This is a genomic window from Sporomusa sp., from assembly GCF_035561255.1.
GTDB lineage: Bacteria > Bacillota > Negativicutes > Sporomusales > Sporomusaceae > Sporomusa.
Map to the genome: position 1 here is coordinate 1 of NZ_DATMXX010000193.1, position 8004 is coordinate 8004.

Consider the following 8004-nt stretch of genomic DNA (forward strand, 5'->3'; position numbering starts at 1 on the left):
GGTTATAACCATTAAATTAGAAAATTACTTAGGGAGGCAAGGACATTATGCCAAGCTTTAAAAATAAGGCTGCGTTTATTACTGCTAGCCTGATTCTCTTACAGAACACATTTGCATTTGCTGCACCTGTCGAGCTATCCTTAGAACAGAGTATTGAAATTGCCCTAAAGAATAACCCTTCAATTCAAATTGCTGCAGAGGATAAGAGCCGTTCTGTGTGGGGGGTTGATGAGGCTAAAGCCGGAAAGATGCCAAGTGTTTCGCTGGGCAGCAGCTACAATTATCAAGGCGATTCCAGTAATGATAGTTTTAGCAATAATGTAAGAATGAATTGGAAGCTATATGATGGCGGACAGACTGAGGCCCAGATTGACCAGGCTAAGCTTGGGGTTACGACTGCCGAGCTAAATGTGATTAAGGCCAAACAGCAATTAAAACAAGATACAACGACTGGCTATTATAATGTTCTTGAAACAAAGAACATGGTAACTGTTAACGAGGAAAGCGTTAATAATTTGCAGTCCCACTTAACAATAGTGCAGGCGAAATACGAAGCCGGGGTCGTAGCCAAGTCTGAGGTGCTGCGGTCAGAAGTAGAACTCGCCAACGCTGAACAGAATCTGATAAAAGCGCAAAACCAGTATGAATTAGCGGTATCAAGTTTACTTAATACCATGAATATGGATGCAGGCACAGAGATTCAGTTAGCCGGTGAACTTAAGTATGAGGCTGACACCAGAACATTACCTGATGCAATCTCCCTTGCTAAACAGAATCGCCCTGAGATTGCCCAGGCCAAAGTAAGTGTTGACAGCGCTGCTAAAGGCATTAAAATTGCTGAAAGCAATAAGCTGCCTTCTGTTTCCATGTCGGCATCCACCGGCTGGGATGACAGTTTATTGCCTAACGATGATCATAATTGGTCAGTTGGGGCCTCGGCAAGCTGGAATATTTTTGATGCTGGTGTAACTAAGTCTAAAATTAATCAGGCCGAATCTTCATTAAATAAAGCCAAGCTGCAGGCTGAACAAACCCAGGATACGATTGAGCAGGAAGTGCGTCAAAGCTACCTTAATATGAAAGAAGCGGAAAAACGTCTTAAAACTACCGATGTGGCTGTCAATAAAGCCAATGAGGATCTATATATTGCCCAGGAAACCTATAAAGCCGGTGTTGGTACCAATCTGGATGTAATTGATGCTCAGCTGGCGCTTACTCAGGCGAAGACAAATCATGTTCAAGCCCTCTATGATTACAATGTGAACAAGGCAAGCCTTGATAAGGCGATAGGCTTACAAGCCGAGTAGATAAATGACGGAGGTAGAAAATGCAGAACCTATGGCTGAAAGCAAAAATGAATAAGAAAGGATTGTTCTTTGGTATCCTTGTTCTGGCGGCCGTTAGTGCCGGCGGTTACTATTATTACAGCAAGAGCACGGCAGCGTCTACTGTGCCGCAACAGTCTGTTCAGGTAGAGCGGCGCGATATTAGCTCTGTTGTTGCGGCAACAGGTACAATTAAACCAGTGAACATGGTAGATATCAGCTCAAAAATCACCGCCCAGATTAAAGAGGTAAAGGTCAAGGAGAATGAGCCGGTCAAGGCGGGACAGATACTTGTCATCCTGGAGGATACCGGTCTGCAGGCTCAGGTAACCCAGGCAAAGGAAAAACTGGATAACTCTGCAGTTAAATATCAAAGAACATCCAAGCTTAATACCATTGGCGGCTCATCAAATGAACAGCTTGATAACGCCAGCATGGACTATAATATTGCCAAGGCAAATTACGCTGAAATCATGTCTAAATTAAATGATACAGTGATTGTTGCACCAATTGACGGCATCGTCATCGGTGAACCACTTTCAGCCGGTGAACTGGTTGCCCAGGGGGTCAATAACCCGACAGTTATTTTGACAGTGGCTGATATGTCGACAATGCAGATTGAAGCCAATGTTGACCAAACAGATATTGGTAAGATAAGCCTTGCTCAACAGGTTGTTTTTACTGTTGACGCGTACCCTGGTAAAGAATTTACCGGCACAGTCACCACTATCTCCAGAAAACCTGTTGTATCGCAGAATGTTACCTATTATCCGGTAACGATTAATGTTAATAATGCCGAGAATCTGCTCAATCCGGGTATGGTAGCCAGGGTATCTGTTACCATAAGTCAAAGCCAGGGCGTTCTAACCCTGCCGCTTTCTGCAATACGGACAGACAAAACAGGTAAATACGTTGTCGTTATAGGCGCGAACGGACAAACCGGAAATGTTCCCATCACTACCGGTAATACCGGTGATGACCGCGTTGAGATTACCAGCGGCCTCAATGAGGGGGATAAAGTTGTAGTATCACAGCCTAAGACGCAGTCCCAAGGTCAAACCGGCAGTGGACAGCAGGGCTCACGTCAAGGGGGCGGAGGCGGCCGTCCAATGTTCTAACTATGGATGCGGTGTCGTACAAAGGGGGCAAAACATGACGATTGCATTGTCTGACGTAAAAAAGATATATCAGATGGGGGATACACCTGTTGCCGCCCTGGCGGGGGTAACGCTTACTATTGGGGCCGGTGAATTTACCGCTATTATGGGCCCCTCGGGCTCAGGTAAGTCAACTTTAATGAATATCCTGGGCTGTCTTGACCGCCCCAGCAGTGGTTCCTATATGCTTGACGGGCAAGAAGTGTCGACCTTAACTGACGATGAACTGGCATTAACGCGCAATAAAAAAATAGGGTTCGTTTTTCAAAACTTTAATCTGCTGCCACGGATTACAGCCCTCGATAATGTAGCCCTGCCGCTTGTTTATGCCGGTGTTGAGGTGAAAGAACGTAAAAGACGCTCAGCAGAGGCATTGGCTGCCGTGGGGCTGGAAAACAGAATGGATCATGTACCAAACGAGTTATCAGGTGGGCAGCGCCAGCGGGTTGCCATAGCAAGGGCGCTGGTCAACGAGCCGACGATTATTATGGCCGATGAACCGACAGGCGCCTTAGATACTAAGTCAGGCAACGAGGTTATGGAAATCTTTAAAAAACTTAATGCTGCCGGCCGGACAATTATCCTCGTAACCCACGAACCTGATATTGCCGCCCATGCCAAACGGGTGATTCATGTCCGCGACGGGCTCATTGTCCGGGACACAGAAAGGGATGAGTAATGTGTTTTGGGAAAGCGTGAAGATTGCCTTAGATGCATTAGTCTCCAATAAGCTGCGCTCAATCCTTACCATGCTCGGTATTATTATCGGGGTTGGTGCGGTTATTGCCATGGTTTCCATTGGTATGGGCGTTAGGGATAAAGTGCAAACCTCAATCGCCAGTCTGGGCAGTAATCTGATCATTGTTACCCCGGGGGCGGCTTCCACTTCCGGTGTAAGGCAGGCAGCCGGAACCAATACTACATTGACGCTGAAAGATGCGCAGGCCATGTCCCGGGAGATTGCCGGCATCGGGGCTGTAGCCCCCAGTGTAGGCAAACAATACCAGCTTGTTGCCGGTAATATGAACTGGACGACAAATGTACAGGGGACTACGCCGGAGTTTATGGATGTTCGTAATTTGAGTGTTCAAAGTGGCAGTTTTATTACCAATGATGATGTTGATACAAGAAACAGGGTTGCTGTTATTGGCTCGACAGTAGCCAGTAGTTTATTTGATAACATAAATCCGGTGGGCCAGCAGGTCCGCATTGGGAATGCCCCGTTTACTGTCATCGGTGTGCTGGAGAGTAAAGGCCAGTCTGCCGGCGGGCAGGATCAGGACGACATGGTAATCATTCCGTTAACAACTGCCCAGGAGCGGATGATGGGCATTACCTATGTCCAGACAATTAGTGTGCAAGCGGCAAACGCTGAGGTTGTTGATGATGTTCAGGATGGTGTAATCAGTCTGCTGCGATCGCGTCATGGAATTACCGGTGATAAAGCTGATGACTTTACGGTGCGCAATCTTGCCAGCGTAATGGCGACAGCCCAGGAAACCACAGCCACGATAACCATGCTGCTTGGCAGTATTGCAGCTATTTCGCTGCTGGTTGGCGGTATTGGCATTATGAACATTATGCTTGTATCTGTTACTGAGCGGACCCGCGAGATTGGTATTCGCAAAGCGCTGGGAGCCAGATATGCGAATATATTGATGCAATTTCTCATTGAGGCAGTAGTTATCGGGGTAATCGGTGGTGCTATCGGTATTGCGGTCGGTGTAGGTGGCTCCTATATCATTTCTTCTTTCGCTGGTTGGAATACTGTGATCACACCGATGCCGATTCTGGTTTCTTTCGGTTTCTCAGTGGGTATCGGCCTGTTCTTCGGCTTATACCCCGCACGCAAAGCAGCACTGTTAAACCCTATTGATGCACTACGGTACGAATAACAACAGTAAAAGCGACTTGTTGGCTAGCTAGTTAACAAGTCGCTTTTTTGTGTGCTTTGTTCCACATCGTGGATTACCGTGCCATTTTAAGTGGAACGCGGCAGGAATTTAAGCTGTTTGCGCGTATTTATTTATATAGTAAATAGCATTTCGTTCTGTATTGTGAAACGATCTTTCTGTACATGCTAACAGTGCTGTTGGTGACTTTAAAAGTCGGGGCCCAATAAACGATTATTTAGGAGGAGATTACATGGAAGTTAGACATTCAGTTTACCCGGAGGATGTAAAAAGATTAACAACAGAGGAACTCAGAGAGCGGTTTCTGATCCAGGGACTGTTCCAACCTGATGAGATTAAAATGGTATACAGCCACGTTGACCGGATGATTACCGGCAGCGCCTGTCCGGTTAAGCCGCTGATACTGGCAGTCGGCAAAGAAATGGGCGTGGAGTATTTTCTGGAAAGAAGAGAATTGGGTGTAATCAATGTCGGCGGTGCAGGAACAGTTTCCGTTGATGGAGTTGACTACAGCCTGGACACAACCGATGGACTGTATGTTGGCAAAGGCTCCAAAGAGATTATATTCTCAAGCACTGATGCTGCCAAACCGGCGAAATTCTATTTTAACAGTGCACCGGCCCATGCTACATATCCGACAGTCAGGATTGAACGCCAAAGCATAACCCCGGCCCATCTTGGTTCAATCGAGAGCTCCAATGAAAGAAATATCTATAAATACATCCATCCTCAGGGTGTTAAGAGTTGTCAATTGGTTATGGGGATGACTGTGCTGGAACCAGGAAATATGTGGAATAGTATGCCCTGCCATACTCATGACCGCAGGATGGAAGTCTACTTCTATTTCAATCTTCCTGAAGAGGCTGTTGTGTTCCATTTAATGGGTGAGCCTAATCAGACACGCCATATTGTTATGCGCAATGAAGAGGCTATTATTTCTCCCAGTTGGTCAATTCATTCAGGTGTGGCGACAAGCTGCTATACTTTCATTTGGGGTATGGCTGGCGAGAACCAAACCTTCGATGATATGGATCATGTCGCTATGAAAAATATAAAATAATTACGATAGACTTTGAAAGGCGGAGATATGATGAGTATGTTTGATTTAACCGGAAAAGTGGCTATTGTTACCGGGGCTGCCACCGGGTTGGGGCAAGGCATGGCTATTGCTTTAGCAGAAGCTGGCGCTGATGTTGTAAGTGTAGGGTTAGGTGATCATACCGAAACGGCTCAAAAGATTGGTGCCGCAGGTCGCAAGTTTTTGGCCATTGATGCTGATCTGTTCAGCACTGAACCGATTCAGGGGGTTATTGATCAGGTAGTGGCTGAATTTGGTCACCTCGATATACTTGTTAATAATGCTGGCATTATCAGGCGGGCAGATGCTGTGGATTTCACCGAAAAAGACTGGGATGATGTAATGAATATTAATGTTAAGACTGTCTTTTTCTTCTGCCAGGCGGCAGCCAAACAGTTTATTAAGCAGGGCAGCGGTGGTAAGATTATAAATATAGCTTCGATGCTGTCTTTCCAGGGCGGGATCAGAGTACCATCATATACTGCCAGCAAGAGCGGAATTATGGGAATAACCCGCCTGATGGCTAATGAATGGGCTAAGCATAATATTAACGCCAATGCGATTGCACCTGGCTATATGGCAACAGCCAACACGGCTCCGTTACGGGCTGATGAAGGGCGTAGTGCTGAAATCCTAAGCCGGATACCGGCCGGACGATGGGGAACCCCGGCTGACCTGGGCGGACCGGTTGTTTTCCTGGCTTCGTCTGCAGCTGATTATATCAATGGCTACACGGTAGCTGTTGATGGCGGCTGGCTCGCCAGATAGTTACGAAAGCAGTAAGGAGGTCTGCAGATGTCCAACCTTGAAGTACAATCCTTGCAGCGGGCCTTTGACATCCTGGAGGTTATTGGCAATAACATTGCACCGGTTAGTCTTAAATATATTACTGATGAAACAGGCCTGCCCAAATCTACTGTTTACCGGCTTTTGAACAACCTGGAAAAACGGGATTATGCACGGTGTGATTCAAATGGTAATTACCGCTTGGGCCTCCAATTACTCATGATGAGTCAGCGGGCTGAGCAGAACTTTGATATAAAAAATCTTGCCAGAAAGTATCTGCATCTGCTTAATGATTTAACTAAAGAGACAATCCATCTTGGCATTTTGGTCAAAAACAGGGTACTATATGTGGATACTGTTGAGAGTCCACATGCGCTGCGGCTTGTAGCCAAATTAGGCACTACAAATTCCGTTCACTGTACAGCCTTGGGGAAAGCGCTCTTAATCAGACATGATAACGCTAAAATCAGAGCAATACTTGAGGCGGAAGGCATGGAGAGGCGGACCGAGTATACCCTTTGTACTTGTGATGACTATCTTCGAGAAATAGCCCTGGTCCGAGAATGTGGTTACGCGCTGGATGACTGTGAATGCGAACTTGATGGCAGGTGTATTGGCGCCCCCATTTATGACAATGTTGGTGATGTTGTTGCCGCGATAAGTATCTCAGGGTTAGTGTCACGCTTTTCAAGAGAGTATGTTGAACAGGAAGTAGCGGTTAAATTATTGGAAAGCACTAAAGCAATATCCAGATCTCTTGGTTATTCAGGCATATAATGAGGCAGCGTCATTTCTGAAAATGAAATGGCGCTATTTTTATTGGCGTCCTGCGACTCCGGGATAAAATTGATAGCATCGATAACCGGCAAGAGTAATAAGAATATATTATTAAATATTGAACAGGAGTAATGACGATGCCGTTTTTTTATTTAAATGCCAAAAGGGCGAAAAACCGGTTTAGTATTATTATTGCTGCCTTGTTTTTTGTAATTGGCGGGGTATGGTTTTTTGAATACCTTGATGCCGAGGCCTTAAATTACTCAATTAGCCAGGAGTCTCAGGCGCCGATGGGAGAACTCTCTATTATCATTCGGATTCATGACCGGGTACTTGAGTTATATGACAATGGTAAACTCTTCAAACGGTACCGGATCGCTGTTGGTAAGCGGGCAACGCCAACGCCAATCGGTGAATGGAATGTTGTGTACAAAGGGTGGAGCCCTGAGGAGATTATGGGCACAAGGTGGATGGGGCTTGATATTCCCTGGGGGAGCTATGGGATTCATGGCACAAGTGCACCATGGTCAATTGGCAGTTTTGCCAGTCATGGCTGTATCCGCATGCGCAATCATGATTCAGAAGAACTATATGAATGGGTACCTGTAGGTACACCGGTTAATATTGTTGGTCCGAAGCCGAAAATCGATCGGGTGTTGCGGCGAGGGACTGTCGGCCCGGATGTTGTCAGGCTGCAGCTCAGGCTGGTTGAATTAGGGTATCATCAGGAACGCGCGAAAGGTACTTTCGGCAAAGATACTGAGGCATCGCTTCGGGCTTTTCAACGGGATAACAGATTGCCGGAAACAGGGATTACTGATGAGAAAACTTTACTATTGCTTAAAATGTAACCAAAATAGGAAACTCCGGACTGGCGTCAAAATCACCCGCTCGGGGGAGACCTGGGCGGTTTTTTATTTTTTCATTAAAATGGAAGATTAATGCAGGGAAAACCGGTTTATTTGTAG

The 8004-nt window shown here is 46.2% G+C and carries 8 protein-coding genes; all 8 read left to right on the forward strand.

The annotated features are described in order from the left end of the window. Positions 1 to 47: 47 nt before the first annotated feature. Positions 48 to 1307: a TolC family protein gene (locus tag VN379_RS10820; RefSeq protein ID WP_325533670.1), complete on the forward strand. Its 1260-nt coding sequence runs from the start codon at positions 48 to 50 to the stop codon at positions 1305 to 1307. A gap of 20 nt (positions 1308 to 1327) precedes the next feature. Further along, positions 1328 to 2443, forward strand: a complete 1116-nt coding sequence (locus VN379_RS10825; RefSeq protein WP_325533672.1) for an efflux RND transporter periplasmic adaptor subunit — start codon at positions 1328 to 1330, stop codon at positions 2441 to 2443. A gap of 34 nt (positions 2444 to 2477) precedes the next feature. After that, positions 2478 to 3161 carry an ABC transporter ATP-binding protein gene (locus VN379_RS10830; RefSeq protein WP_325533674.1) on the forward strand — a complete coding sequence of 228 codons (684 nt, stop codon included), beginning with the start codon at positions 2478 to 2480 and terminating at the stop codon, positions 3159 to 3161. A 1-nt stretch (position 3162) separates the two neighbouring features. Further along, positions 3163 to 4377 (forward strand): ABC transporter permease, encoded by a 1215-nt coding sequence (locus VN379_RS10835; protein ID WP_325533684.1) that lies wholly within the window; start codon positions 3163 to 3165, stop codon positions 4375 to 4377. 250 nt (positions 4378 to 4627) lie between these two features. Continuing rightward, positions 4628 to 5455, forward strand: a complete 828-nt coding sequence (kduI, locus tag VN379_RS10840) for a 5-dehydro-4-deoxy-D-glucuronate isomerase (RefSeq protein WP_325533676.1) — start codon at positions 4628 to 4630, stop codon at positions 5453 to 5455. 27 nt (positions 5456 to 5482) lie between these two features. Then, on the forward strand, positions 5483 to 6241 hold the full coding sequence (gene kduD, locus VN379_RS10845) for a 2-dehydro-3-deoxy-D-gluconate 5-dehydrogenase KduD (RefSeq protein WP_325533678.1): 759 nt from the start codon (positions 5483 to 5485) through the stop codon (positions 6239 to 6241). A 27-nt stretch (positions 6242 to 6268) separates the two neighbouring features. Further along, entirely contained in the window at positions 6269 to 7036 is a 768-nt protein-coding gene (locus tag VN379_RS10850) for an IclR family transcriptional regulator (RefSeq protein ID WP_325533680.1), read from the forward strand. A 137-nt stretch (positions 7037 to 7173) separates the two neighbouring features. Beyond that, positions 7174 to 7887, forward strand: coding sequence for a L,D-transpeptidase family protein (locus tag VN379_RS10855; protein ID WP_325533682.1), 714 nt, complete (start codon positions 7174 to 7176; stop codon positions 7885 to 7887). Positions 7888 to 8004: the final 117 nt, after the last annotated feature.

What these genes read in the sequence shown, in the direction of transcription:
- VN379_RS10820 (WP_325533670.1), top strand. Translation starts at nt 48, where the DNA reads ATGCCAAGCTTTAAAAATAAGGCTGCGTTTATTACTGCTAGCCTGATT.
- VN379_RS10825 (WP_325533672.1), top strand. Translation starts at nt 1,328, where the DNA reads ATGCAGAACCTATGGCTGAAAGCAAAAATGAATAAGAAAGGATTGTTC.
- VN379_RS10830 (WP_325533674.1), top strand. Translation starts at nt 2,478, where the DNA reads ATGACGATTGCATTGTCTGACGTAAAAAAGATATATCAGATGGGGGAT.
- kduI (WP_325533676.1), top strand. Translation starts at nt 4,628, where the DNA reads ATGGAAGTTAGACATTCAGTTTACCCGGAGGATGTAAAAAGATTAACA.
- kduD (WP_325533678.1), top strand. Translation starts at nt 5,483, where the DNA reads ATGATGAGTATGTTTGATTTAACCGGAAAAGTGGCTATTGTTACCGGG.
- VN379_RS10850 (WP_325533680.1), top strand. Translation starts at nt 6,269, where the DNA reads ATGTCCAACCTTGAAGTACAATCCTTGCAGCGGGCCTTTGACATCCTG.
- VN379_RS10855 (WP_325533682.1), top strand. Translation starts at nt 7,174, where the DNA reads ATGCCGTTTTTTTATTTAAATGCCAAAAGGGCGAAAAACCGGTTTAGT.